The sequence below is a fragment of the Curtobacterium sp. Leaf154 genome, assembly GCF_001424595.1.
Classification (GTDB): domain Bacteria; phylum Actinomycetota; class Actinomycetes; order Actinomycetales; family Microbacteriaceae; genus Curtobacterium; species Curtobacterium poinsettiae.
The window spans coordinates 864,903-889,736 of record NZ_LMOS01000001.1; the positions used below are offsets into that span (position 1 = coordinate 864,903).

Here is a 24,834-nt window from a genome sequence, read left to right on the forward strand (position 1 = left end):
GGACGATCCCCCGAATAGTTCTTCGCCTCACTCATCCGCCGCTCACTCGGTGAGCTGCACGTCATCCCTGTGCGCGAACGGGGGTGAATCATGAGTCCGATCGACATCGTCATGCTGATCGGCGGCATCCTGCTGACCCTCGGCACGGGTGTCTTCGTCGCGTCCGAGTTCGCGCTGGTGAACCTCGACCGGGCCGACGTCGAAGCACGGCGTGACCGCGGAGAGGCCGGCCTCGCACCGGTCATCGGCGCGCTGAAGGTCACCTCGACCCACCTGTCCAGCGCGCAGCTCGGCATCACGCTGACCACGCTGCTGACCGGCTACCTGCTCGAGCCCTCGATCGCGAAGCTGCTCGAGGCGCCGTTCTTGGCGATGAACCTGCCGGAGGGCATCGTCGAGACCGTCGGCTCGATCGTGGCGCTCGTCATCGCGACCCTGCTGTCGATGATCCTCGGCGAGCTCGTGCCGAAGAACTTCGCGCTGGCGCTGCCACTGCAGACCGCACGGCTCGTGGTCCCGCTGCAGATCGCGTTCACGACGGTCTTCAAGCCGGCGGTCGCGCTGCTGAACGGCACCGCGAACGCCGTACTGCGGTCGATGGGCATCGAGCCGCAGGAAGAGCTCTCCGGCGCCCGCAGTGCCGAGGAGCTCACCTCGCTGCTGCGCCGGTCGGCGTCCGAGGGCTCGCTCGAGCAGGACACCGCGACGCTCCTCGAGCGCACCATCTCGTTCTCCGAGCTGAGCGCCAGTGACGTGATGACCCCGCGCCCCCGGCTCTCCACGATCCGGGTGTCCGAGTCCGCCGAGGACGTCATCGCCCTCGCCCGCAAGACCGGCTTCAGCCGCTTCCCCGTCATCGAGGAGGACGCGGACGACGTCGTCGGCATCGTGCACGTCAAGCAGGCCGTCGCCGTGCCGCGCGAGAAGCGTCCGGAGGTCCCCGTCGGGGCGCTCATGACCGACGCCGAGCGTGTGCCGGAGACGATGCCGGGCGACACCCTGCTCGCCGAGGTCCGTGGCCGCGGCTACCAGATGGTCATCGTCGTCGACGAGTACGGCGGCACCGCCGGGGTCGTCACGCTGGAGGACCTGATCGAGGAGATCGTCGGCGAGGTCTCCGACGAGCACGACCGCGCACGCATCGACGTGGTCCGCTCCCGAGACTGGCTGACCTTCCCCGGTCTGCTGCGTCCCGACGAGCTCGAGGACCGCGCCGGTGTGAAGGTGCCCGAGGACGGCCCGTACGAGACCGTCGGCGGGTTCGTCATGTCAACGTTGGGCCGTCTGCCCGTCGTCGGCGACGAGGTCCCGCTGGACGGCGGCGTGTTCCGCGTCGAGCGTCTGGACGGCCGCCGGATCGACCGCATCCGCTGGACCCCGACGCGCGAGCCGACCGACACGGCGGCCACCGCGATCATCATCCCGTCCACCAAGAGCACCCCGACCACCATGAAGGCCGCGGCCACCACGACGAAGGGCAGCACCCGATGAGCTCCGACTGGTGGGGCATCTTCTGGCTCGTCGTCCTGCTGCTGGGCAACGCGTACTTCGTCGCGGCGGAGTTCGCCGTCATCTCGGCACGCCGCTCGCAGATCGAGCCCCGCGCCGAAGAGGGCTCGAAGGCTGCGCAGATGACGCTGTGGGCGATGGAGCACGCCACCCGCATGCTCGCGACGACACAGCTCGGCATCACGGTCTGCTCGCTGCTCATCCTGAACGTCTCCGAGCCGGCGATCCACCACCTGCTCGAGGTCCCGCTGCACCTGACCGGCTGGAGCGCCGAGGTGATCGGCACGGTGGCCTTCGTGTTCACGCTGCTGCTCGTGTCGTTCCTGCACGTCGTGTTCGGCGAGATGGTGCCGAAGAACATCTCGTTCTCGATGCCCGACCGCGCCGCGCTGCTGCTCGTGCCGACGCTCTGGTACATCGGCCACGGCCTGCACTGGGTCATCGTCGGCCTGAACGAGGTGGCGAACGCCGTGCTGCGACTGTTCCGCGTCGAGCCGAAGGACGAAGCGGTGAGCGCGTTCACGGTGGAAGAGGTGCAGACGATCGTGGAGCAGTCCCGCCGCGAGGGCACCCTGACCGACGACGGCAAGCTCGCCCTGGCGTTCGAGTTCACCGAGAAGAAGGTCCGTGACGTGGCCGTGCCGATGGCCGAGCTCGTCACACTGCCCGACGACGCCACCCCCGGTGACGTCGAGCACGCCGTGGCACAGCGTGGGTTCTCCCGCTACGTGCTCGTCGGCGAGGACGGCTCCCCCACGGGCTACGTGCACGTGAAGGACGTCATCGACCTGCGTCCGGACGAGTTCGACGACCCGGTGCCGCCGAAGCGCATCCGGCAGCTCATCTCGCTGTACACGGAGATGGACCTCGAGGACGCGCTCGCGACCATGCGGGCCGCCGGCCGCCACGTGGCGCGTGCGTTCGACGCGGACGGCCGCACGCTCGGTGTGCTGTTCCTCGAGGACATCCTCGAGGAACTCGTCGGCGAGGTCGAGGACGCGACCCGACGCCGGTAGACGCTCCGGCAGGACGGACGGGAGGCGCGGTGCCAGCTGGCACCGCGCCTCCCGTCCGTTCGTGGTCGCGACCAGGGCGACGCGCGCCCCGTCCGCGCTACCAGCTGACGGGCAGGGGCTTGCCCTCTTCGTACCCGGCGGCGGACTGGATGCCGACCAGCGCGCGCTCGGAGAACTCGGCGAGCGACGACGCACCCGCGTAGGTCGCGGAGCTGCGGACGCCGGTGGTGATCATGTCGAGCAGGTCCTCGACGCTCGGGCGCTCCGGGTCGAGGTAGATCGTCGACGACGAGATCCCCTCGGCGAAGAGTTCCTTGCGGGCCCGCTCGTACGGGTCGAGCCGCTCGAAGCGCTCGCGGACGGCCTTGGCCGAGGCCATGCCCCAGCTCTCCTTGTACGCCTTGCCCGCGGCGTCGCGGCGCAGGACACCGGGCGCTTCGAGCGTGCCCGCGAACCACGAGCCGATCATGACCGCGGACGCCCCGGCGGCCAGCGCGAGGGCGACGTCGCGCGGGTAGCGCACCCCGCCGTCGGCCCAGACGTGCGCGCCGAGCGACCGAGCGGCGGCGGCCGTCTCGAGCACGGCGGAGAACTGTGGGCGGCCGACTGCGGTCATCATGCGGGTCGTGCACATGGCGCCCGGCCCGACACCGACCTTGATGATGTCCGCCCCGGCGCCGACCAGGTGCGCGACGGCGTCGGCGGTGACGACGTTGCCGGCGACGAGCGGGATGCCGAGATGCAGGGACGAGACCGTGCGGAGGGCACGGAGCATGCCGTCCTGGTGTCCGTGCGCGGTGTCGAGGACCAGGACGTCCACGCCCGCGGCGGCCAGCGCCTTCGCCTTGGCCGCGACGTCGCCGTTGATGCCGAGCGCGGCGGCGACCCGGAGCCGCCCGGAGGCGTCGACGGCGGGCGTGTAGATGTCGGAGCGGATCGCGCTCGTCTGGCTCGTGGTGCCGACGACCCGACCGTGCCGCATCACCGGCGCGAAGTCGACCTCGGCGGCGGAGAGCACCTGGTGGACGTGGCGGGGTGTCCCGGCGTCCTCTGCGTCGATGGCGGTCGAGGCTCCGTGCAGCAGGTCGCCGAGGACGGCGTCGGGGCCGGCGGTGCCGAGGCGGGTGGCGGGCACGCAGCCGAGGTACTCGCCGTCGGCGTCGCGGACGACCACGCCACGGCCGGCGACGGGCAGGAGCTGCTCCAGGGCCTCGGCGACGGTGGTCTGCGCCCCCATGTCGTAGGCGGTGTCGAAGTCGACCGGCTGGTCCTTCACCCAGCGGATCGCGGCGTCGAGGTCCTGCAGGTGCATGTCCTGCGGCAGCACGCCGAGGCCACCGCGCCGGGCGAGCGTGGCGGCGAGCCGGGGGCCCGTGACCGAGTTCATGTTGGCGCTGACGATCGGGATCGTGGCGCCGCTGCCGTCGTTCGCCGCCAGGTCGACGTCGAAGCGGCTCGTCACACCGGAACGGCTCGGGACGAGGAAGACGTCGGAGTAGGTCAGGTCGTGCGTCGGCCGCGTCTCGTAGAACCTCATGCGCTCCACTGTACGGCTCCGGTCAAGGCCCCGACCGGGTGCCCACGGGCCGCCGACTCGCGCCGTGGCTGACACGGAACGGACATGTCGGAGCGGCTAGGCTTGGAACCTGTGCGGCGCAGGGTTGCTCCGCACGACACACACGAGCATCTATCGACGGAGAGTGGGCGATCGGCTGTGTCGAGCCATCTGACCGGAACGGACGAGACCGCGGGCGAATTCGGGGCGAACGAGTGGCTCGTCGACGAGCTCTACGAGCAGTTCGTCGCGGACAAGGAGTCGGTCGACAAGTCCTGGTGGCCGGTCCTCGAGAGCTACCACCGCACGCAGGTCGGTGGCGCTGCGGCCCCGGCCCAGTCCCCCGCGCAGCAGGCACCGGCCCAGCAGCAGTCGTCGACGCAGCAGCCCGCCACCGGTGACGCTCCGGGCGAGGCCAAGTCCGGTCCGATCCAGGCGAAGACCACCTCGCGCCAGCCGGCACCGCAGCCGATCCCGGCCGAGGCGAACGACGCCGCGGACGACCACGAGGAGACCCACGAGGACGTGGCGACCCCGCTCCGGGGCATGGCGAAGACCCTGGCGTCGAACATGGACGCCTCGCTGACGGTCCCGACCGCCACGAGCGTCCGCACCATCCCGGCGAAGCTGATGATCGACAACCGGATCGTCATCAACAACCACCTGCGGCGCGCCCGCGGCGGCAAGATCTCCTTCACGCACCTGATCGGGTGGGCGATGGTGCAGGCGCTCAAGGACTTCCCGAGCCAGAACGTCTTCTACGAGGAGCGCGACGGCAAGCCGTTCGTCGTCGCCCCGGCGCACGTGAACCTCGGCATCGCGATCGACGTCCCGAAGAAGGACGGCACCCGCTCGCTCCTGGTGCCGAGCATCAAGCGGGCCGAGTCCCTGACGTTCGGCCAGTTCCTCTCGGCCTACGAGGACCTCGTCAAGCGCGCCCGTGACAACAAGCTCACCCCGGCGGACTTCCAGGGCACGACGATCTCGCTCACCAACCCGGGCGGCATCGGCACCGTGCACTCGGTCCCCCGTCTGACGAAGGGGCAGGGCTCGATCATCGGCGCCGGTGCCCTGGAGTACCCGGCGCAGTTCCAGGGATCGGCGTCGAAGACCCTGGTCGAGCTCGGCATCGGCAAGACCATCACCCTGACGAGCACCTACGACCACCGTGTCATCCAGGGCGCCGGTTCGGGCGAGTACCTCAAGCACGTGCACGAGCGCCTGATCGGTGAGCACGGGTTCTACGACGGCATCTTCGCCGCGCTCCGGATCCCGTACAAGCCGATCCAGTGGGCGAACGACATCAACGTCGACCTGGCGCACCGGGTGAACAAGACCGCGCGCGTGCAGGAGCTCATCAACAGCTTCCGCGTCCGTGGGCACCTGATGGCCGACATCGACCCGCTCGAGTACCGCCAGCGCACCCACCCCGACCTCGAGATCGAGAGCCACGGGCTCACCTTCTGGGACCTCGACCGCGAGTTCGTCACCGGCGGGCTCGCCGGCACCACCTCGGCACCGCTCCGCGACGTCCTCGGGATCCTGCGCGACGCGTACTGCCGCACGGTCGGCATCGAGTACATGCACATCCAGGACCCGGAACAGCGTCGCTGGGTGCAGGAGCGCATCGAGGTGCCGTACTCGAAGCCGTCGAAGGAAGAGCAGCTCCGCGTCCTCGGCAAGCTCAACGAGGCCGAGGCGTTCGAGACCTTCCTGCAGACCAAGTACGTCGGCCAGAAGCGCTTCTCGCTCGAGGGCGGCGAGTCCACCATCGCCTTCCTCGACACCCTGATCCAGCACGCCGCCGGAGCCGGACTGGCCGAGGTCGCGATCGGCATGGCCCACCGTGGCCGCCTGAACGTGCTGACGAACATCGCCGGCAAGACCTACGGACAGATCTTCCGTGAGTTCGAGGGCTCGTCGCTGCCGGGCACGGTGTCCGGTCAGGGCTCCGGCGACGTGAAGTACCACGTCGGCACCGAGGGCGTGTTCCGCACGTCCGACGGCTCGAGCATCCCGGTGACGATCGCCGCGAACCCGTCCCACCTCGAGGCCGTCGACGGCGTGCTCGAGGGCATCGTCCGCGCCAAGCAGGACCGCGAGGCCCCCGGCAGCTTCGGCGTGCTCCCCGTGCTCGTGCACGGCGACGCGGCGATGGCGGGCCAGGGCGTGGTCGTCGAGACGCTGCAGATGTCGCAGCTCCGCGGCTACCGCACGGGCGGCACGGTCCACCTCGTCATCAACAACCAGGTCGGGTTCACCACCCCGCCCGAGTCCGCGCGCAGCTCGGTGTACTCCACCGACGTCGCGAAGACGATCCAGGCGCCGATCTTCCACGTGAACGGTGACGACCCCGAGGCCGTCGCCCGCGTCGCCGAGCTCGCCTTCGCGTACCGCGAGGAGTTCCACCGCGACGTCGTGATCGACCTGATCTGCTACCGCCGTCGCGGCCACAACGAGGGCGACGACCCCTCGATGACGCAGCCGCTGATGTACAACCTCATCGAGGCGAAGCGCTCCGTCCGCACGCTGTACACCGAGGCCCTCGTCGGCCGTGGTGACATCACGCAAGAGGAGTACGACGAAGCGCACCGCGACTTCCAGGACCGCCTGGAACGCGCCTTCGCCGAGACGCACGAGGCGCAGACCGGCACCATCCCGGTGATCGAGGTCGACGACGGTGCGGTGCAGGGCCTCGAACGCCCGGCAGCGCAGCGCGACGACTCCGAGGTCGAGGTGCACGAGACCGCCGTGTCCGACGAACTCGTCCGGGCGATCGGCGACGCACACAGCAACCCGCCCGCCGGGTTCTCCATCCACCCGAAGCTGCAGCAGCTGCTGACCAAGCGCACCGAGATGACGCGCAACGGCGGCATCGACTGGGCGATGGCCGAGCTCATGGCGATCGGGTCGATCCTGGTCGAGGGCAAGCCGGTCCGCCTCGCCGGACAGGACGCCCGCCGTGGCACCTTCGTCCAGCGCCAGTCGGTCTTCCACGACCGGGTGAACGGCCAGGAGTGGCTGCCGCTGTCGAACCTCACCGAGGACCAGGCCCGGTTCTACGTGTACGACTCGCTGCTGAGCGAGTACGCGGCGATGGCCTTCGAGTACGGCTACTCGGTGGAACGCCCCGAGTCCCTCGTGCTCTGGGAAGCGCAGTTCGGTGACTTCGCGAACGGCGCCCAGATCGTCATCGACGAGTTCATCTCGTCCGCCGAGCAGAAGTGGGGACAGCGCTCCGGCCTCGTCCTGCTGCTGCCGCACGGGTACGAGGGCCAGGGGCCGGACCACTCGTCGGCACGCATCGAGCGGTACCTGCAGCTGTGCGCCGAGGACAACATGATCGTCGCACGACCGTCGACCCCGGCGTCGTACTTCCACCTGCTCCGCCGACAGGCCTGGGCCCGTCCGCAGAAGCCGCTCATCGTGTTCTCGCCGAAGGCGATGCTCCGGCTCCGCCAGGCGACGAGCGCGGTCGAGGACTTCACGACGGGCACGTTCGAACCCGTGCTGGACGACCACCGGATCACCGACAAGGGTGCCGTCCGCCGGGTCGTGCTGCACTCCGGCAAGGTGCACCACGACCTGCGCGCCGAGGTCGACAAGCGCGGGATCACCGACGTCGCGCTCGTCCGCCTCGAGCAGCTCGCGCCGCTCCCCCTCGACCGCATCCTCGAGGTGCTGGCCGGCTACCCGGACGCCGACGTCGTGTGGGCACAGGAGGAGCCGGAGAACCAGGGCGCCTGGCCGTTCGTCTGCATGAACCTGTCGCCGCACCTGGGCGGCCGACCGTTGTCCGTCGCGGCCCGCTCGGCGAGTGCAGCACCGGCCACCGGGTCGTCGAAGCGCTCCGCACAAGAGGCCGCGGACGTCATCGACACGGCACTGAGCACGTCGGCGTAACCACGAGGAAGCGCCCCGTGTGGGAGTCCGATGGACTCCCACGCGGGGCGCTTCGCTGTTCCCGAGGAGTGCGACGCCCCTAGGCGAACTTGGTGTACCGGACTCCGGCGTCGTGGTACCCGCGCTTCTGGTAGAACCGGTGCGCGTTGTCCGTCGCTGCCGCACTGACCGCGCTGAGGCGACGCGCGCCCTGCTCGACGGCCCACGCTTCGAACGTGTCGATGAGTGCGGAACCGGTGCCGAGCCTCCGGGCCGTGTCGTCGACGACCAGCAGCAGCAGCTGCGCCGTCGGTTCGTCGCTGGCGTACGCCCACGTGACCTGGGCCCCGGCCACGGCGGCCACACGGCCGTCGTCCCCCCGGACGACCCAGGTGCGGTGCCCGGCCTCGGGCGTGAGCCGTTCGAGGCGGGCGCGCATCGACGCGTCGTCGACGTCGTGACCGAGCAGGCGGACGAGGGCGGCGACGTCGGCGACGTCCGTGTCGGACCAGGCGGTGGTCGACTCGACGGTGAGGGTCATGTCGGCCAACCTACCCGGGCCGCCGGTCGTGTTGCGACGGGCTTCCATAACAACTGATATTCATATACTCTGCTGTCATATCACCCGCCGGGTGATCCCGACCGACAGGACAGCCATGCACATCACCTCCCGCCACGGCCGCACCGCAGCCTGGATCGCGTTCCCGCTCGCCGTCGTCGCCAGCGGTGCCCTCATCGCCACGGCCTCGTACGCCGCCTTCTCGAGCAGCACCGACAACGCCGCGAACAGCTGGCGCACCGGCGCCGTCTCGCTCACCGACGACGACCAGGGCGTCGCGATGTTCGACGCCGACGATCTGGTGCCCGGGTCCAGCGGCTCGAACTGCATCACCGTCACGGCGAACACCACCAACGCCTCGACCGTGAAGCTCTTCACCACCGACCAGGCCGACGACGACGCACTCGCCGAGCACGTGGGACTGACCGTCGAGCGCGGCAGCCTCGGCACCCCCGGTGACTGCAGCACCTTCACCACGGCGACGACCGTGCACGACGGGACGCTCGCCGGCCTGATGGAGTCCGAGTCCTTCGGCACCGGCGTCGACGCGTGGCAGCCCGCGACGGGTACGGCGAGCACGACCTACCGCTTCAGCTACGACCTGGGCGAGGACGCACCGAACACCGTGCAGTCGTCCGAGGCGGGCACCACGTTCGTGTGGGAAGCGCAGACCGACTGACCCCGTCCCGAACCCGACCCGTCCCACCCGCCCGACCCGAGGAGCAGCCGATGCCGAACGCCACCACCCGCCGTCACGTCCGCTGCGCCGGCGACGTGCCCCGGCTGCTCCTCGCGGTCACGGCACGCACGATCCTCTGGTCGGCCCTGCTGCTCGCGCTGTGGGCGTCGCTCCCCGCGGCCCTCGGGTGGCACGTGACGACCGTCGTCTCCGACTCGATGGCGCCCGGCATCCGGACCGGGGACGTCGTCGCCGCGATGCCGGCCGGCCCGGACACCGTCGAGGCCGGACGGGTGCTGCTCGTCGAGGACCCGGACCACCGGGACCGACTCCGGCTGCACCGGCTCGAACGCGTCGAACAGGACGGGGCCCTGCGCCTGCGCGGGGACGCCAACCCGACGGCCGACCGGACTGCCGTCGCCCCGGACGCCGTCCTCGGTGTCGGCGTCCTGCGCTTCCCGTGGGTCGGGCTGCCCGGTGTCTGGATCCGCGGGGGCGACTGGACCTCCCTGTTGCTGACCGGTGTCGTCGCCGCCGTGCTCGTCGTCGCCGGGCGGGCCGACCGGGACATCACCGCCGGTCGCCCCTGCCGGACCTGCGGCGCGCCGCGGCGGGACCTCCACTCGCCGGTCGTCGCGGAGCCCGGCACCGTCACCGTCACCGCCGTGTCGTCGTCCACCGTGCCGGTCGCGGCGTTCACGGCGGCTGCCATCGTCCTCACCCTGCTCGCCGCAGCAGGAGCGGGAACCGGGTTCGGGGCCGGAGCCGGGTTCAGCGGTTCGACCGGCACCGCCTCGGCACTCGGCACCGGCGGGTTCGGGTGCTTCCACCAGCCCGCACCCGGCGCGGCACTCGCGTGGGACTTCGCCGAGAAGAGCGGCCCCCGGGTCGTGGACTCGAGCGGGTCCGGGGCCGACGGCACCTTCACGCCCGCCGCTGCCCGGGTCGACGCCGACTGCGCCACGAACCCGTACGCGACGTTCTGGACCGAGGACGGGGCCGAAGGGTGGGCGGTCACCGACACCGCGGTCGACGCTCCGAACGCCTTCACGATCGAGGTCTGGTTCCGCACCCAGGACACCGACGGCGGGCGCGTGTTCGGCTTCGGCTCGGACCGCTCTGCCGCGTCCCAGTACCGCGACCGGCACCTGTACATCGGTGCCGACGGAGTCCTGCGGTTCGGCGTCGAGGGATCAGGGTCGCAGTTCAAGTTCACGCTGGGATCGACGGCGACGGTCACCGACGGCGAATGGCACCACGCGGTCGCGACGTTCCAGTCGCGATCGATGGCGCTCTGGGTCGACGGCCAGCTGCAGGGCAGTCGTTCCGATGCCGTCACCCTGCGGCAGTACGCCGGACACTGGCGCGCCGGACGCCAGACGCTGGCCGGTTGGCCGAACGCCGGCGACTACGTCTACACCGGCGACGTGGACACGGTCCGGGTGCACGAGCGCGTCCTCGACGCAGCGGCGATCACCCGTGCGTTCCAGGCCGGCCGCTGACGCCGGACCGGGCCGAGGCGAACGCCGATGCCTGACCAGTCCGGGCGCCACCCGAGCCGGGCGTGCGCCCGGCCTGTGACGTCAGTGCGTCGACTGTTCCTGCCGGATGCGCTCGAGGATCTCGCTGCGCAGCTGGTCCGGAGCGGTCTCCTTGCACGCACGGCGGACGGTCTCCATGAGCACGACGCCGACGCGGTGCTCGGTCTGGCAGTCCTCGCACCCGTCCATGTGCTCGCGGATGTCCGCAGCGTCCTCGTGGCGGAGCTCGTCGTGCAGGAACTCCTCGAGTTCGGCCTTCGCCTTCGAGCAGTCGCAGCCGCTCATCGTGCGTCCTTCCGTCCGGTGCGACCCGTGGCCGCGGTTGCCTTCGTCGTCGACGCCGCGCCCCGGCCTCGTCCGCGCATCGTTGCCGTCGACGCTGCGTCCGGGACGATGCCGGTCTCGCGGGCGTGGTCTGCCAGGAGCCCACGGAGGAGCCGGCGACCACGGTGGAGGCGGCTCATGACCGTCCCCACGGGGGTCTTCATGATGTCGGCGATCTCCTGGTACGAGAAGCCTTCGACATCGGCGAAGTAGACGGCCATCCGGAAGTCCTCGGGGATGGCCTGCAGGGCGTCCTTCACGGCGGAGGACGGCAGGTGGTCGATCGCGTCGGCCTCGGCGGACCGGGCGGAGATCGACTGGGTGACGCTCTCGGCGCCGCCGAGCTGCCAGTCCTCGAGCTCGTCGATGGTGCCCTGGTACGGGTTCCGCTGGTTCTTGCGGTACGTGTTGATGAACGTGTTCGTGAGGATCCGGTACAGCCAGGCCTTCAGGTTCGTGCCCTGCTTGAACTGGCGGAACGCGGCGAACGCCTTGACGAAGGTCTCCTGCACCAGGTCCGACGCGTCGGCCGGGTTGCGGGTCATCCGCATGGCCGCGCCGTAGAGCTGGTCCATGAAGGGCAGGGCCTGGTCCTCGAACAGGGACCGCAGCTCCGCCTCGGAGACGGTCTTCGCGTCCACGGGCTCGTCGGCTGCGTCGTCGAGGGCGGTCTGCTCGTCTTCGACGGCGTCGAGCTGCACCTCGGTCTCGTCGACCGGGTGGTGCGGAGCTGCCTGCGGTTCGTCGGTCGTCATCGCCGCCAAGTCTAGGCCGAGCGTGCCGAGCGTCGTCGGCACCGCGGTCAGCACGGTCGCCGTGCTGGTCCGCTCTCGAGCGAGTGTTGCTGTCGCCACTGATCCTCCCGGTGCGTTCAGTACCCTGGTGAACCGATGGCAGACACGACGCATTCCCACAGCGGGGCCCAGCCCGCCGACCCCTGGATCGCCCCGGTCGCAGGGGGTCCGCTGCGCGGTGACGTCGCGCTGCCCGGGTCGAAGTCGCTGACGAACCGGGAGCTCGTGCTCGCGGCCCTCGCGGACGGCCCCTCGACGATCCGGCTCCCGCTGCACTCCCGCGACTCGGCGCTGATGATCGCGGGCCTCCGTGCGCTCGGCGTCGGCATCGAGGAGCTCGAGCCGGCGGCCGGCACCGCCCCGAACCCCTACGGTCCGGACCTCCGGATCACGCCCGCCCCGATGCACGGCGACGTCCGCCTGGACTGCGGGCTGGCCGGCACCGTGATGCGCTTCCTGCCACCGCTCGCCGCCCTGGCCGTCGGGCCCGTCACGGTCGACGGCGACCCCTACGCCCGCAAGCGGCCGATGCACGCGATCGTGCAGGGACTCGTGGACCTCGGTGTCGACGTCACGGACGACGGCGGCGGCTCGATGCCGTTCTCGTTCACCGGCACCGGCTCGGTCCGCGGTGGTGCCCTGACGATCGACGCGTCGGCGTCCTCGCAGTTCGTCTCCGGCCTGCTGCTGTCGGCGCCCCGCTTCGACGAGGGCCTGCACCTCACCCACGTCGGCGAACGCCTGCCGAGCATGCCGCACATCGAGATGACCGTCGCGGCGCTCCGTGCCCGCGGCGTCCGGGTCGACGAGCCGTCGGTCGGCGAGTGGGTCGTGCACCCCGGTCCGATCGGCGCGCGTGACGTCACGATCGAGCCCGACCTGTCGAACGCCGCGCCGTTCGCGGTCGCCGCGCTCGTCGCCGGCGGCACGGTCCGCATCCGCACCTGGCCCACCGAGACGACCCAGGTCGGTGCCGACCTCGAGACGCTCCTGCCCCTGTGGGGGGCGAGCGTGGCCCGTGACGGTGACGACCTGGTCGTCGACGGCGGCGTCGGGATCCGGGGTGGGGCCTCCTTGCCGGGTCTCGAACTCGACCTGAGCCGCGGCGGCGAACTCGCACCGGCGCTCGTCGCGCTGGCCGCGCTGGCGGACGGCCCGAGCGAGATCACCGGGATCGGCCACCTGCGGGGGCACGAGACGGACCGCCTGGCCGCGCTGGCGGCGGACCTCAACCGGTCTGGAGGCGCGGTGCACGAACTCGACGACGGCCTGCGGATCGAGCCGGCGCCGCTCCACGGCAGCGCCTGGGGCGCGTACGACGACCACCGGATGGCGACCGCTGGGGCGATCGTGGGCCTCGTCGTCGACGGCGTCGCCGTCGACGACATCGGGTCGACGGCGAAGACGCTGCCGCAGTTCCCGGAGCTGTGGGCGGCACTCGTGGCGTCCTCGGTGGCCGCTGCACCGGTGAGTGGGGACTGACGCATGAGCTGGTGGGACGACGCCGACGGTGACGACACCGACGCGGACGAGCCGTACGGGCAGTACGACGAGTCGAGCGTCCGGGTGCGTCCGAACCCGAAGGGCAACCGGCCACGCACGAAGACCCGGCCGACCTACGACGACGCCCCCGTCGGGTGGGTGACGAACGTCGACCGCGGGCGGTTCGGGGTGCTGATCGACGACCACGTCATCACGGCCACGAAGGCCCGCGAGCTCGGCAAGAAGTCCGTCGTCACGGGCGACCACGTGTCACTCGTCGGCGACGTCTCCGGGGACCCCGGGTCGCTCGCGCGCATCGTGAAGGTCGCCGAACGCACCACCCTGCTGCGCCGGAGCGCCGACGACTCCGACGAGGTCGAGCGCGTCATCGTGGCGAACGCCGACCAGATGCTCATCGTGGTGGCCGCCGCCGACCCCGAGCCGCGCACCCGCCTGATCGACCGGTACCTGGTGGCGGCGTTCGACGCGGGGCTCGACCCGATCCTCTGCATCACGAAGACCGACCTCGCCGACCCGGCTGCGTTCCTGGCGCACTTCGGCTGCCTGGACCTGCGGATCGTGACGAGCCGTTCGGACGACGTCCCGCTCGAGGCGCTGCACGAGCTGCTCGACGACAAGGTGACCGTGACCGTCGGGCACTCCGGCGTCGGCAAGTCGACCCTGGTGAACGCGTTGACCGGGTCCACGCGGGCGATCGGCGTCGTGAACTCCGTGACCGGCCGGGGGCGGCACACTTCCTCGTCGTCGATCGCGCTGCGGGTCCGTGACGGTGGCTGGATCATCGACACCCCGGGCGTGCGGTCGTTCGGCCTGGGGCACGTCGACCCCGCGAACGTGTTCCGGGCGTTCGCCTCGCACGCGATCCCGGTGCTGCCCGCGCGGGACGGCATCCCGTTGGCGCAGGCGCACGACTGGGAGATCGTCGACCGGGTGCAGGACGGGGAGCTCGGGCCGACCGGTGTCGAGCGGCTCGACTCGTTCCGGGCGCTGCTGACCGGGATGGGCGCGTCGGACCCCGGTTCGGAGTAGCGCGAGGGGCGGTGGCTGGTCGGCGGCCGGTCGGCGCTCGGCGGCTGGTCGGCGGCCGGTCGGCGCTCGGCGCTGGTCGGCGGCTGGTCACGACACCCCGCGGTGTGTGCGTCGAGCGGTCACGAACTGTCGGCTGGCGGCGCGGCATCCGACAGTTCGTGACCGCCCGAGCGCCGGCGCGCGGTGAGTCGTGACCACTCAGCCCGCGCCCGCCCCGTCGCACCGCGCAGACCTCGCACCGTGCGAGGGGCTCTGAACGGTGCAAGGTCGTGCGCTCCGTGCGGGCTCGCGGCCTCGCACGGAGCGGGCAACCTCCCACCGGGCGACGCCTCGGCTCCGGGCCTGCGTCGACAAGCACGCACCAGCGTTGTACAGTTGGCGATCGTGTCTGAAGTTGCAAAGTACAACTTTGCGCCGACCCCCGCTGTCGACGCCCCGTCCCCGAGCACGACGACGACGTCGCACGCGCACCACTCCCCCACGCACAAGTCCTCGCGAGCCCCGAAGCCGCAGGGCTCCGACAGCGTCCTGCGCCCGGCCGGCCTCGGTCGCGTGCTGCTGACGTTCGCCTCGCACATCCTCGTTCCGCTGTTCCTGGCCGCGGGCATGGGCCTGGCGTACCTCGGCGCCTTCCACGCGCCGGCGCCGCACGAACTCCCCGTCGGCATCGTCGGCCAGGGCGCCGCCACCCAGGTGTTCGCCCAGACCGTGACCGACCAGTCCGACGGCGCCCTCGTGGCCCACGTCGTCGCCTCGACGAAGGCCGCCGAGCAGCAGGTGCGCGACCGCGACCTCGCGGCGGTCTACGCACCCACCGCGACCGGTGCCACGCTCTACGTCTCGACCGCCGCGTCGGAGACGACCGCGAGCGCCGCACAGAAGGTGTTCCTGCCGATCGCCTACGACCAGCACGTGCCGTTCCGGGTCGTCGACGTCGTGCCCACGGGCGACCAGGACACCACCGGCCAGGGACTGTTCTTCCTGCTCGTGGCCCTGAGCGTCGGCGGGTACGCGTCCGCGATCGCCGTGGCCTCGGTCGCGACGAAGCTCCGCGGCGTGTGGACCGCGGTCATCGGGCTCGCCACCGCGGGGGTCGTCGCCGGCATCGGCGTGATCGTCGCCGGACCGATCTACGGCGTCATCACCACCCACCAGTGGCAGGTGTTCCTGTTCGCCTGGCTCTACGACGCGATCATCGTCGCGCTCGGCGTCGGGCTGCATCCCGTGCTCGGACGGTGGACCACCCCGATCCTCACGATGCTCTTCGTGATGCTGAACTTCACGTCCTCCGGCGGGATCTTCCAGCCGGCCTTCCAGCCCGGGTTCTTCGCCGCCCTGCACACCTTCTGGAGCGGTGCCGCGTGGCTGCAGGCCGCACAGGACCTGCAGTACTTCCCGGACGCCTCGCTCGGCCGGTCATCGCTCGTGCTCGCCCTCTGGCTGGCCGCCGCGCTCCTGCTCTGCGTCGTGGTGCACGGGCTCGTCGCCCGCCGGACCCGCATCGCACGCGAACGCGAGGTCACCCGGCTCGAGGAAGAAGAGGTCGTCGCCGCGTAGCGACGGTAGGTTGGGCGACGTGGACCTCAGCGCCGACCTGGACTTCGCCCGCTCCCTCGCCGACACTGCCGACGCGATCAGCCTCGAGCGCTTCCGTGCCGCCGACCTGCACGTGACGAAGAAGGCCGACAGCACGCACGTCACCGACGCCGACCAGGCGGTCGAACGGGCCCTGCGCGAGCGGCTCGCCGCCGAGCGACCGGACGACGCGTTCCTCGGTGAGGAGACCACGGCCGACACCGGAGCCGAGGCCGTCAGCGAAGGGCACCGGCAGTGGGTGGTCGACCCGATCGACGGCACCGCCAACTACCTGCGTGGCGTGCCGGTGTGGGCGACCCTGATCGCGCTCGCGGTCGACGGTCGCCCGGTGCTCGGTGTCGTCAGCGCTCCGGCCCTCGGCAAGCGCTGGTGGGCGGCCGAGGGTTCCGGTGCGTTCTCGTTGGACGGACCGCTCCGGGTGTCCGGGGTCGCCGACCTGGCCGACGCCAGCCTGAGCTACAACAGCATCCAGCAGTGGGACGACGACGACCGCCTCGAGCCGCTCGTCGACCTGTCCCGCCGGGTCTGGCGCACCCGGGCCTACGGCGACATGTGGTCGTACATGATGGTGGCCGAGGGCGTCCTCGACGTCGCCGGCGAACCGGACCTGAAGCCGTGGGACATCGCCGCCCTCGTCCCCATCGTCGAGGAGGCCGGCGGTCGCTTCACCTCGCTCGACGGCGATCCCGGGCCCTGGCACGGCAGCGCCCTCGCCACGAACGGCCTGGTGCACGACGCCGTCGTCGAGGTCATCCGCCGCGAGTCCTAGGCCGGCGGCCGAGCGGATCGGCCGCCCTCGAGCGGATCGGCCGCCCTCGAGCGGATCGGCCGCCGTCGAGCGGATCAGCCGCGGTCGGCGGGCTCCGCAGCCGCGTCGGAGCGCTCGGACTCCCCCTCGGACCGCCGCGCCGCCCGGCGACGCGCCACCAGGTCCGCACCCGCCAGCACCAACGCCAGCGCCATCAGCGACACCGTGAACGTCGTGCCGCTGCGGAACGCGTCGTGGTACGCGTCGAGCCGGCTGCCCGGTCCGGACCCGCCGGACCCCGACTCCGCCGTCTGGCTCCGGACGATGCCGTAGAAGATGCTCGTCGCGACCGCGGTACCGATCGCCGTCCCGACCCGCTGCCCGAGCTGCTGCATCGAGCCCGCGACACCGGACTGCTCGACGGGGATCTCGGCCAGGGTCAGCGTCTGGTTCGGTGACACCACGAACCCACCACCGAGACCACCCACCAGGAACGCTCCGGCCATCGCCCACGGGGTGACCTCCGGCGGAGTGGCGACCGCGGCGAGCATGAGCAGCAGGAAGCCGACGACGACCATCCCGAGCCCGGCGACGACCAGCGCCCGCCCGACCCGGTCGACGATCCGTCCGCCGATGTACGAGCCCACGGCACTCGTCGCCGCGAAGGGGATGCTCACCATGCCGGCGAACAGCGGCGAGAGGCCGAGGCCCTCCTGCAGGTAGAGCGTCACCATGAGGAAGGACGCCGGCAGCGCCGCGAAGTAGACGGCGACGATCGACAGTCCGTTGCGGTACGACGACAGTCGGAAGAGCTCGAAGTGCACCACGGGCGACTTGCCCTGCCGCTTGAACCGCTGTTCCCAGAGCACGAACAGCACGAGGAACACCGCGAAGCCGACCAGCCAGAACCAGCGCGTCGCGGAACCACCACCGCCGCTGGTCAGCACGAAGGGCAGCATCAGGGTGACGATGGCCGCACCGAGCAGCAGGATGCCGACGACGTCCAGTTCGCGGTCCTGCGCCGTCCCCTGAGCCCCCTTCGGCAGCAGGCGGATGGCGAAGACGAGCGCGGCGATGCCGAGGGGCACGTTCATCCAGAACAGCAGCCGCCAGCCGGACTCCTCGCCGCCGATCGCGATGAGGCCACCACCGATGGTCGGGCCGAGTGCGGTGGAGATGCCGATCATCGCGCCGAACAGCCCGAACGCACGGCCCCGCTCCGGCCCCCGGAACAGCTGCTGCACGAGTCCGATGACCTGGGGCATCTGGATGCCGGCGGCGAAGCCCTGCAGGATCCGGGTGACGATCAGGACCTCGATGTTCGGCGCCACGGCGCACAGCAGACTCGATCCGGTGAACGCGCTGAGCCCCACGATGAACATGACCCGTCGGCTCTTCAGGTCGCCGAGCCGGCCGGCGGGCACGAGGGCGAGACCGAAGGCCAGCGCGTACCCCGCCACGATGAGCTGGAGCGACGAACTGGTGGCCCCGAGGGACTGCTCGATCGAGGGCAGCCCGACGTTCACCTTCGACAGGTCGAGGATCGTCAGGGCCGCGACCGCCACGCAGACGGCGAAGGCGCGCCACCGGGTGCGGTCATCGAGGCGGGCGTCGGTCGGTTCGGCGTTGGACATCCCGTCCGTGGTACACCTGCGGCGACGAACACGGTCCGGACAGCCCTGTACCCCGGTTGGCTCCGACGGCCCCGATCGGCTCGTTCGGACACCCCGCAGCGAGCGGAAGAGGGGCCCCCTCGTGGCCCCCCGTACTGGGGGCACGGATGTGGACATCCGTCCGCGCGAGTCCGCTCAGCGGGACGAGACCTGAGTTATCGTGCTCCAGACGGCAGGTCACGTGACGCCCTCGGATTCCCTAGATCCGAACGGTGGAACCGACCCGTCGTGTTCGTCCGAAGACCCTAACCCGAGGGGTGATACAGACGATGACATCATCGTTCCCGAGCGGAACCGAGTGCACCCTCACTCGACGACCGCATCCAATCCACGACAGTTCCGGCGCGCGCTCAGTCGCCGCCTCTCGTCCGCGCTCCGCCACGGTCACCCGCCGTGCAGCAGCCCGGTCCGCCGCAGCGCGCCCCGTCGCAGCGACCCCCGTGTTCGCCGACGCCCTCCTCGCAGCATCCGCCTCCGGACCCGGAGGCCGGTGAGTCATGGCACTCACCGGTCGACGTCTCGAGGTCGACCGGATCGCGACCCTCGCAGTGCTCCCACGGGAGTCCGCGATGGTCGTGGTCGGCGACCCTGGTTCCGGACGCAGCAGCGTCCTCGACGCGGTCTCGAACCGCGTTTCCCTGCCCATCGTCCGGGTCGGTGTCAACGGGAGTGAATCCCGCTGGCCACTGGCCGGGGTGACCTCCCTGTTCACCGCGCTGGACGACCCACGAGCGACCGCGCACATCGCCCACCTGCTGCAGGCCGGTGGGACCGCGGCCGCTGTGACGGCCGGACTGGCGGCGGCGCACGACTTCCTCGACGCCGTGCACGCTCTGACCCTGCCGCCGACGCTCGTCCTCATCGACGACCTCGACCGGATGGACACGGAGAGCCAGGAGCTCATCGCGTTCCTCGCCGGACGACTCGCGGGCACCGCCCTGCGCGTCGTGGCGACGGTCCGCTCGGTGCCGTCGGACGGTCCGCTCGCGGCCCTGCCGACCCTGCGCATCGAACCGCTGCCGTCGGACGAGGCCCTGCTCCTCGCCCGGTCCATGGCACCGGCCGAGGCGAACGACGGCGTCCTCGCCGTCCTCGCCGAGGAGACCGGCGGCAACCCCGGCGCACTCCGCGAACAGCTCGCGGTGCTCACCCGGGAGCAGCTCACCGGTGCCGAGCCGATCGTGCTCCCGCTCCGCCCCACTCCGACCACCGAGGCCATCGCTGCGCTCGCACTCGAGCCGGCCGCAGGACGCGATCTGGACGTCCTCGCGAAGCTCGCCCTGGTGCCCGTCGCGAAGACCACGGCGTGGGACCGGGACGAGCTGGACGACCTGGTCGGGGCCGGTCTCGCGACCGTCCGCGGGCAGAGCGTCACCGTGCGGCATCCGCTGGTCCGTTCCGCGCTCTACTGGCGGATGCCCGCCCGTGACCGCCGCGCGGCACACGCCGAGCTGGCCACGGCGAGCGCCGAGACCGACCCGCGGTCGGCCGCGTGGCACCGGAGCTTCGTCGACGACGTCCCCGACGTGGTCGCACTGCTGCAGGCCGCACGGTCGTACGTCGTGGACGGTGCCGTGCACGCCGCGATCGCGCTGACCGAGCGTGCCCTGCACATCGGTGGCGGGACCGAGGACGAGCACGTCGCGCTCCTCGGGGTCGCGGAGGCCATGCTCGGCAAGCGTCTGCTCGGGTTCGCCGCGCGGTACCTGGCGGCGCTCCGTCCGTTCCGGACGACGCCGAACGAGGTCCGCCGGCTGCGTCTGCAGTACTCGGCTGAGTACCTCAGCGGTGACGCCGTTCACGCGGACGAGTTGCTCGTCCCCGTCGACGCGACCGACCCCACCGAGGTGGACGCCGTCGCCGGACTGATGGCCATGGTGGCGTGCTTCCGCGCCGAGGCGTGGGAGCTCGACCAGGCGAAGGACCTGCTGCACCGGATCGAACCGCTCGAGGCGTCGGCGTCCGCGCACACCCTCGAGATCACGACGACCGCGCGCGAGCTCATCGCCGCGGTGGACGGCGTGCTGCCGCCCGACACCGAGCTGCACGACGGGCTCGCGACGTCGGCGCTCGTGGCGATGTCCGACCCGGCCCTGCTGCTCCTCGCCCACGCGCTGAGCATCGGCGAGCGCTACCGGAGCGCGCGACGGGTGTTCGCACTCGTGCTCGCCCGTGGGCAGGAGTCCGCGGCGGTGTGGAACGAGGCGGCCCGGTACCTGACGTCCGAGAACGAGGTGCGCTCCGGCAACTTCCGGCAGGCGCTCCGCGCGATCGACGTCTGGGAGTCCGGCTCGTCCGTCGCCGAGCGGCTGCGTGAGCCGTCCCGGGCGATCGCCGTCGCGTGGCGGCACTTCGCCGAGGGCCGGTCGGCCGAGGCGCTCGACGTGGTGGACCGGTGCCTCGAGCACCGTTCGACGAGTCGGCTCTGGGGTGCGACGGCGAAGCTGCACGCGCTCCGCGGCAAGGTCCTGCTGCTCGACGGTCGGCTCGACGAGGCAGCGACCGCGCTCGAGGCCGCCGACGCGATCGGCCGGTCGCTCCGGAACCCGGCGGTGCTCCGGCACCTCGGTGACCTGGTCGAGGCCTACGTGCGCCTCGGTCGGATCGACGATGCCCGGACGATCACGGCCCGTCTTGCTGCGGACCACCACGCCCGCCCGGGTCGGTGGGGTGCCCTGGTGCTGGCGCGGAGCCTGGCGCTCGTCGCCGACGACACCACCCGCGAGTCGGCTCGTCGCCGCGCGCTGGAGTTGTTCCAGCCGCACGACTCGCAGTACGAGCGGGCTCGCACGTTCGCGGCGCTGGCCGCGGTCGGCAACCCCGCGGAGCGTCCGCGCCTGGGTGCGGCGGCCGCAGCGGCCTACGAGGCGGCGGGCCTGCGTCGTCCGCTCGTGACCCCGGCGCCGGCTGCGGCGATGCCGCCGTTCGGCACGGGCTCGTCGTCGGTCCGGTCCGCGCCGGTGCTGTCGCCGGCGTTCCCCGGGACGCCGCGCAGCGCGCCGGACGCGTCGGCGGTGCTCACGTCGCTGACCGCCGAGGAGCGCGCGGTGGTGCAGAAGGTCACCGAGGGGTACCGCAACCGTGAGATCGCGTCGTCGCTGTTCATGTCGCAGCGCACGGTGGAACTGCGGCTCACGCAGATCTACCGCAAGGTCGGCGCGCGGTCGCGATCGCACCTGGTCGCGCTCCTCACGTAGGAGACGCCACCACAGGATGAAGGGGAGGCCCGGTACCAGCTGGTACCGGGCCTCCTGTCCGTCTGCGCTCCACGTCTTCACGCAACCGACCTCGCAGGCTCGGTCGGCGCTGGCGCCGCGCGCCGCTGGCGCCGCGCGCCGCTGGCGCCGCGCGCCGCTGGCGCGTCGCTCCACGCGAAGCGCGCGCGGTTGCGGGAGTCCGCACGCGCCCGCAGGGCGGTGTGCCCCCGCGCGCGGGGAACCGCAAGAGCGGCCGACCGGTGTTGCCGTGGGGTCGGCGGCGGGTGAGGCTTCTCCTGCACCGACCGCCGTGCCCCTCCCCCGGGGCCAGCCCGCGGTACCCCCGTCCGGTACCCGAGCCCCTCGGCCCAACGACACCGACGTCCGTCCTCGCCTGATCCGAGGACGGGCGCCGGTTCCCCCGCCCAGGGGACCCGGACGCGCGGCAGACCCGACGGCGGTCGGTGCAGCCCCACCGCCCCGTTCCACCCACCCTCGCTCCCCCGAAGGGACAACCGATGTGCGGCATCATCGCGGCCCGCGTGTCTGACGACGCGACCCCCTACCTGCTCGACGGACTCGAACGACTCGAGTACCGCGGGTACGACTCCGCCGGCATCGCCGTCCGGACGGCCGTCGGCGGCGCCGAGACGATCCGCTCGGTCTCCCGCGTCGGCGACCTGCGCACGCTCGTCGCGGCCCGTTCCGGCGACGCGCTCACCGGCATCGGCATCGGCCACACCCGCTGGGCCACGCACGGTGCGGTGCGTGAGGCGAACGCACACCCGCACGCCGACTGCACCGGCCGGATCTCGATCGTGCACAACGGCATCATCGAGAACGCGGAGCGGCTGCGGCAGACGCTCGAGGCGCAGGGGCACCGGTTCCGGTCCGACGTCGACTCCGAGGTCATCGCCCACCTGGTCGAGCGGGCCCTGACGGTCGACCCAGACCTGATGCTCGCGGTGCAGATCGCGACGGCGCAGCTCGAGGGGTCGTGGGCGATCGTGGTGCTGGACGCCCGGGACGGCCGGATGGTCGTGGCGGCGGACCGTTCCCCGCTGGTCGTCGCGCGCTCCGGCCGTGGTGACTTCGTGGCGAGCGACATCGGTGCGATCGCCGAGTGGTGCGAGACGTTCGTGGCGCTCCGCGACGGCGACGTCGTCGAGCTCGGCGAAGCCTGGACCTGGTCGTCCGACGGCATCACGGTGCCCGTGCCGTTCCCCACGGCGTCCCCGTTCGCCGCGGCCGCGCTCGACCTCGGTGACCACACCGACCACATGGCCAAGGAGATCGGCGAGCAGGCCGACGTCGTCGCGACGATCCTGGACCGGGTGGCCCGGCGCACCGCCGACGGCAGCATGTGGGTGGGCCTCGGTCTGGCCGGCTTCCACCGGCTGGCGATCGTCGCCTGCGGCACGTCGTTGAACGCCGGTCAGGTGATCGCGACGGCACTGCGCGGGATCGGCGGGGTGCCGACCGACATCGTCGTCGCGAGCGAGGCCGACCAGGCCGTGCTCGGTCCTGGCACCCTGGTCGTCGCGATCAGCCAGTCCGGTGAGACGGCCGACGTGCTCCGCGCCCTGGACCGGTTCGAGGACCGCCACCCGGTGCTCGCGCTGACGAACAACATGCACTCCTCGCTGGCCCGACGAGCGGACGCCGTGCTCGACTGCCACGCCGGTCCGGAGATCGGGGTCGCCGCCACGAAGACGTTCACGGCGCAGGTCGTCGTCGGCGTCGCGGCGATGATCGCCGCGATGGTCGCCTCCGGCCGCATCGAGCCGTCGCACGCCCAGGTGCTCGTCGACGAGCTGCTCGACCTGCCCGCCCGGATCGAGCACGCCGCGCGGGTGTCCGCCGAGCGGATGCCGCTGCTGGCGTCGAGCGTCAAGGAGGCGACCGGATTCCTGTTCCTCGGCCGTGGCACCGGGCTGCCGTACGCCGCCGAGGGCGCCCTGAAGCTCAAGGAGCTCAGCTACCGCTGGGCCGAGGCCTACCCCGCCGGTGAACTCAAGCACGGACCGCTCGCCCTGGTGGACGAGGGCACACCGGTGGTCGTCATCGACCACGGCGAACCGAAGATCCGGTCGGCGATCGCCGAGGTCCGGGCCCGCGGTGGTTTCGTCATCACCATCGGCGGCGAGTCGGCGGACATCCCCGCGCTCGGCCGCCGTGGCACCGGTGGCCTGGCCTGGGGCGCGATGACGGCGCCGTGGGGTCCGCTCGAGGCCGTCGTGCCGCTGCAGATGCTCGCCCGTGAACTCGCCCTGCAGCTCGGGTGCGACGTCGACAAACCCCGGAACCTGGCGAAGTCGGTGACGGTCGAGTAGCCGGGCGCCGACGCGTGAACCGCCTGACGGTGTTCCTCGCCGTCCTCACCGCCCTGGCGATCACCAGCACCGTGGTCCTGGTCACGGTGGTGCTGACGACCGCTGTGCTCCCCTGACGCCGGTCCCGCAGGATCTTCCTGGGCGGGGCTGCGATGCTGGTGGCTTGACCACCGCAGCCCCACCCCTCGTCTTCGTCGCGCTCCTCGTCGGAGCCGTCCTGCCGTTCGTGCCGTTCGTCGGCCGTGTGGCACGCATCGCCGCCACCATCGCGCACGAGGTCGGGCACGCGATCGTCGTCGTGCCGTTCGGCGGACGCATCCAGCGCATCGAACTGCACCCGGACGGCTCCGGCGAGGCCTGGGTCCAACTCGGACGGGTGCCCGGCGGCATCCGGTGGCTCGTCCGCATCCTGAACCTCTACGCCGGCTACAGCGCGCCCCTGTGGGCGGGTGTGCTCCTGGTCACCGGGGTGCTGCACGGCTCCCGCTGGCTGCCCGTGGTGGTGCTCGCGGTCATCGGCCTCGTGGCGCTCGCCTTCGTCCGGAACTGGTTCGGCCTGCTCGTCGTGCTCGGCTTCGACGCCCTCGCCCTGTGGGTGGCCGTCCGCCCGTCCGAGGTGACCGTGCTGGTGGTCGCAGCCGTCGGGGCCTTCTTCGTCGTCGACGGCCTGCGGTCGGTGGCGCAGGTCGGTCGCTGGCTGCTCACCGGCGCCCGGGTGCAGACCGACTTCCACATCGCCGCAGCCGAGATGCGGGTGCCGGCGTCGCTGTGGTTCGTGCTGTTCGTCCTCGTCAACGCCGTCGCGGTGTGGCTGGCGCGCGAGCCCCTGCTCCAGGTCTGGGACACCGTCGTCGCCGGGGTCCGCGCGCTCGTCTGAGGGGCAGCGGCCACGTAAC

At 71.7% G+C, this 24,834-nt stretch carries 17 protein-coding genes; 12 read left to right on the forward strand and 5 right to left on the reverse strand.

The window, feature by feature from the left end; translation table 11 throughout:
* Positions 1-90 precede the first annotated feature (90 nt).
* Together ASF75_RS04020 and ASF75_RS04025 are read left to right on the forward strand one after the other, a co-directional pair.
* Complete coding sequence (locus tag ASF75_RS04020) at positions 91-1,491, forward strand: hemolysin family protein (RefSeq protein WP_017888192.1); 1,401 nt, start codon at positions 91-93, stop codon at positions 1,489-1,491.
* Entirely contained in the window at positions 1,488-2,525 is a 1,038-nt protein-coding gene (locus tag ASF75_RS04025; protein ID WP_017888193.1) for a hemolysin family protein, read from the forward strand. Before ASF75_RS04020 ends, ASF75_RS04025 begins: the two co-directional genes overlap by 4 nt.
* A gap of 97 nt (positions 2,526-2,622) precedes the next feature.
* Here ASF75_RS04025 and ASF75_RS04030 read toward each other — a convergent pair whose 3' ends face one another.
* Positions 2,623-4,062 carry a GuaB1 family IMP dehydrogenase-related protein gene (locus ASF75_RS04030; RefSeq protein WP_056069148.1) on the reverse strand — a complete coding sequence of 480 codons (1,440 nt, stop codon included), beginning with the start codon at positions 4,060-4,062 and terminating at the stop codon, positions 2,623-2,625.
* A 177-nt stretch (positions 4,063-4,239) separates the two neighbouring features.
* Here ASF75_RS04030 and ASF75_RS04035 point away from each other — a divergent pair, with 177 nt between their 5' ends.
* Positions 4,240-7,983, forward strand: coding sequence for a multifunctional oxoglutarate decarboxylase/oxoglutarate dehydrogenase thiamine pyrophosphate-binding subunit/dihydrolipoyllysine-residue succinyltransferase subunit (locus tag ASF75_RS04035; protein ID WP_200942670.1), 3,744 nt, complete (start codon positions 4,240-4,242; stop codon positions 7,981-7,983).
* A 79-nt stretch (positions 7,984-8,062) separates the two neighbouring features.
* Here the strand turns inward: ASF75_RS04035 and ASF75_RS04040 are convergent, their stop codons facing one another.
* Positions 8,063-8,503 carry a GNAT family N-acetyltransferase gene (locus ASF75_RS04040; RefSeq protein ID WP_042539621.1) on the reverse strand — a complete coding sequence of 147 codons (441 nt, stop codon included), beginning with the start codon at positions 8,501-8,503 and terminating at the stop codon, positions 8,063-8,065.
* A gap of 115 nt (positions 8,504-8,618) precedes the next feature.
* Here ASF75_RS04040 and ASF75_RS04045 point away from each other — a divergent pair, with 115 nt between their 5' ends.
* Together ASF75_RS04045 and ASF75_RS04050 are read left to right on the forward strand one after the other, a co-directional pair.
* Complete coding sequence (locus ASF75_RS04045; protein WP_056068902.1) at positions 8,619-9,200, forward strand: hypothetical protein; 582 nt, start codon at positions 8,619-8,621, stop codon at positions 9,198-9,200.
* Positions 9,201-9,250: 50 nt separating this feature from the next.
* Entirely contained in the window at positions 9,251-10,702 is a 1,452-nt protein-coding gene (locus tag ASF75_RS04050; protein WP_056068904.1) for a LamG-like jellyroll fold domain-containing protein, read from the forward strand.
* 81 nt (positions 10,703-10,783) lie between these two features.
* Here ASF75_RS04050 and ASF75_RS04055 read toward each other — a convergent pair whose 3' ends face one another.
* Positions 10,784-11,026, reverse strand: a complete 243-nt coding sequence (locus tag ASF75_RS04055; protein ID WP_017888199.1) for a zf-HC2 domain-containing protein — start codon at positions 11,024-11,026, stop codon at positions 10,784-10,786.
* Positions 11,023-11,874, reverse strand: coding sequence for a sigma-70 family RNA polymerase sigma factor (locus ASF75_RS04060; protein ID WP_082509403.1), 852 nt, complete (start codon positions 11,872-11,874; stop codon positions 11,023-11,025). Before ASF75_RS04060 ends, ASF75_RS04055 begins: the two co-directional genes overlap by 4 nt.
* 81 nt (positions 11,875-11,955) lie before the next feature.
* Here ASF75_RS04060 and aroA point away from each other — a divergent pair, with 81 nt between their 5' ends.
* From aroA to hisN, 4 genes are all read left to right on the forward strand, one after another.
* Entirely contained in the window at positions 11,956-13,341 is a 1,386-nt protein-coding gene (gene aroA, locus ASF75_RS04065; RefSeq protein ID WP_056068906.1) for a 3-phosphoshikimate 1-carboxyvinyltransferase, read from the forward strand.
* A gap of 3 nt (positions 13,342-13,344) precedes the next feature.
* Positions 13,345-14,391 carry a ribosome small subunit-dependent GTPase A gene (gene rsgA / locus ASF75_RS04070; RefSeq protein WP_017888202.1) on the forward strand — a complete coding sequence of 349 codons (1,047 nt, stop codon included), beginning with the start codon at positions 13,345-13,347 and terminating at the stop codon, positions 14,389-14,391.
* Positions 14,392-14,775: 384 nt separating this feature from the next.
* The gene (locus ASF75_RS04075; RefSeq protein ID WP_156463763.1) at positions 14,776-15,948 is read left to right on the forward strand and encodes a hypothetical protein; all 1,173 of its coding nucleotides are present in this window, start codon (positions 14,776-14,778) and stop codon (positions 15,946-15,948) included.
* 19 nt (positions 15,949-15,967) lie between these two features.
* Complete coding sequence (gene hisN, locus ASF75_RS04080; RefSeq protein WP_017888204.1) at positions 15,968-16,756, forward strand: histidinol-phosphatase; 789 nt, start codon at positions 15,968-15,970, stop codon at positions 16,754-16,756.
* Positions 16,757-16,830: 74 nt separating this feature from the next.
* Here the strand turns inward: hisN and ASF75_RS04085 are convergent, their stop codons facing one another.
* Positions 16,831-18,369, reverse strand: a complete 1,539-nt coding sequence (locus tag ASF75_RS04085) for an MFS transporter (RefSeq protein WP_056068910.1) — start codon at positions 18,367-18,369, stop codon at positions 16,831-16,833.
* 536 nt (positions 18,370-18,905) lie between these two features.
* Between ASF75_RS04085 and ASF75_RS04090 the strand changes: the two genes are divergently transcribed.
* The 3 genes from ASF75_RS04090 to ASF75_RS04100 all read left to right on the forward strand — a co-directional run bounded on the left by ASF75_RS04090 (position 18,906) and on the right by ASF75_RS04100 (position 24,815).
* Entirely contained in the window at positions 18,906-21,605 is a 2,700-nt protein-coding gene (locus tag ASF75_RS04090; protein ID WP_056068912.1) for a helix-turn-helix transcriptional regulator, read from the forward strand.
* Positions 21,606-22,123: 518 nt separating this feature from the next.
* Positions 22,124-23,938 (forward strand): glutamine--fructose-6-phosphate transaminase (isomerizing), encoded by a 1,815-nt coding sequence (glmS, locus tag ASF75_RS04095; protein WP_017888207.1) that lies wholly within the window; start codon positions 22,124-22,126, stop codon positions 23,936-23,938.
* A gap of 163 nt (positions 23,939-24,101) precedes the next feature.
* Complete coding sequence (locus ASF75_RS04100; RefSeq protein WP_056068914.1) at positions 24,102-24,815, forward strand: M50 family metallopeptidase; 714 nt, start codon at positions 24,102-24,104, stop codon at positions 24,813-24,815.
* Positions 24,816-24,834 lie beyond the last annotated feature (19 nt).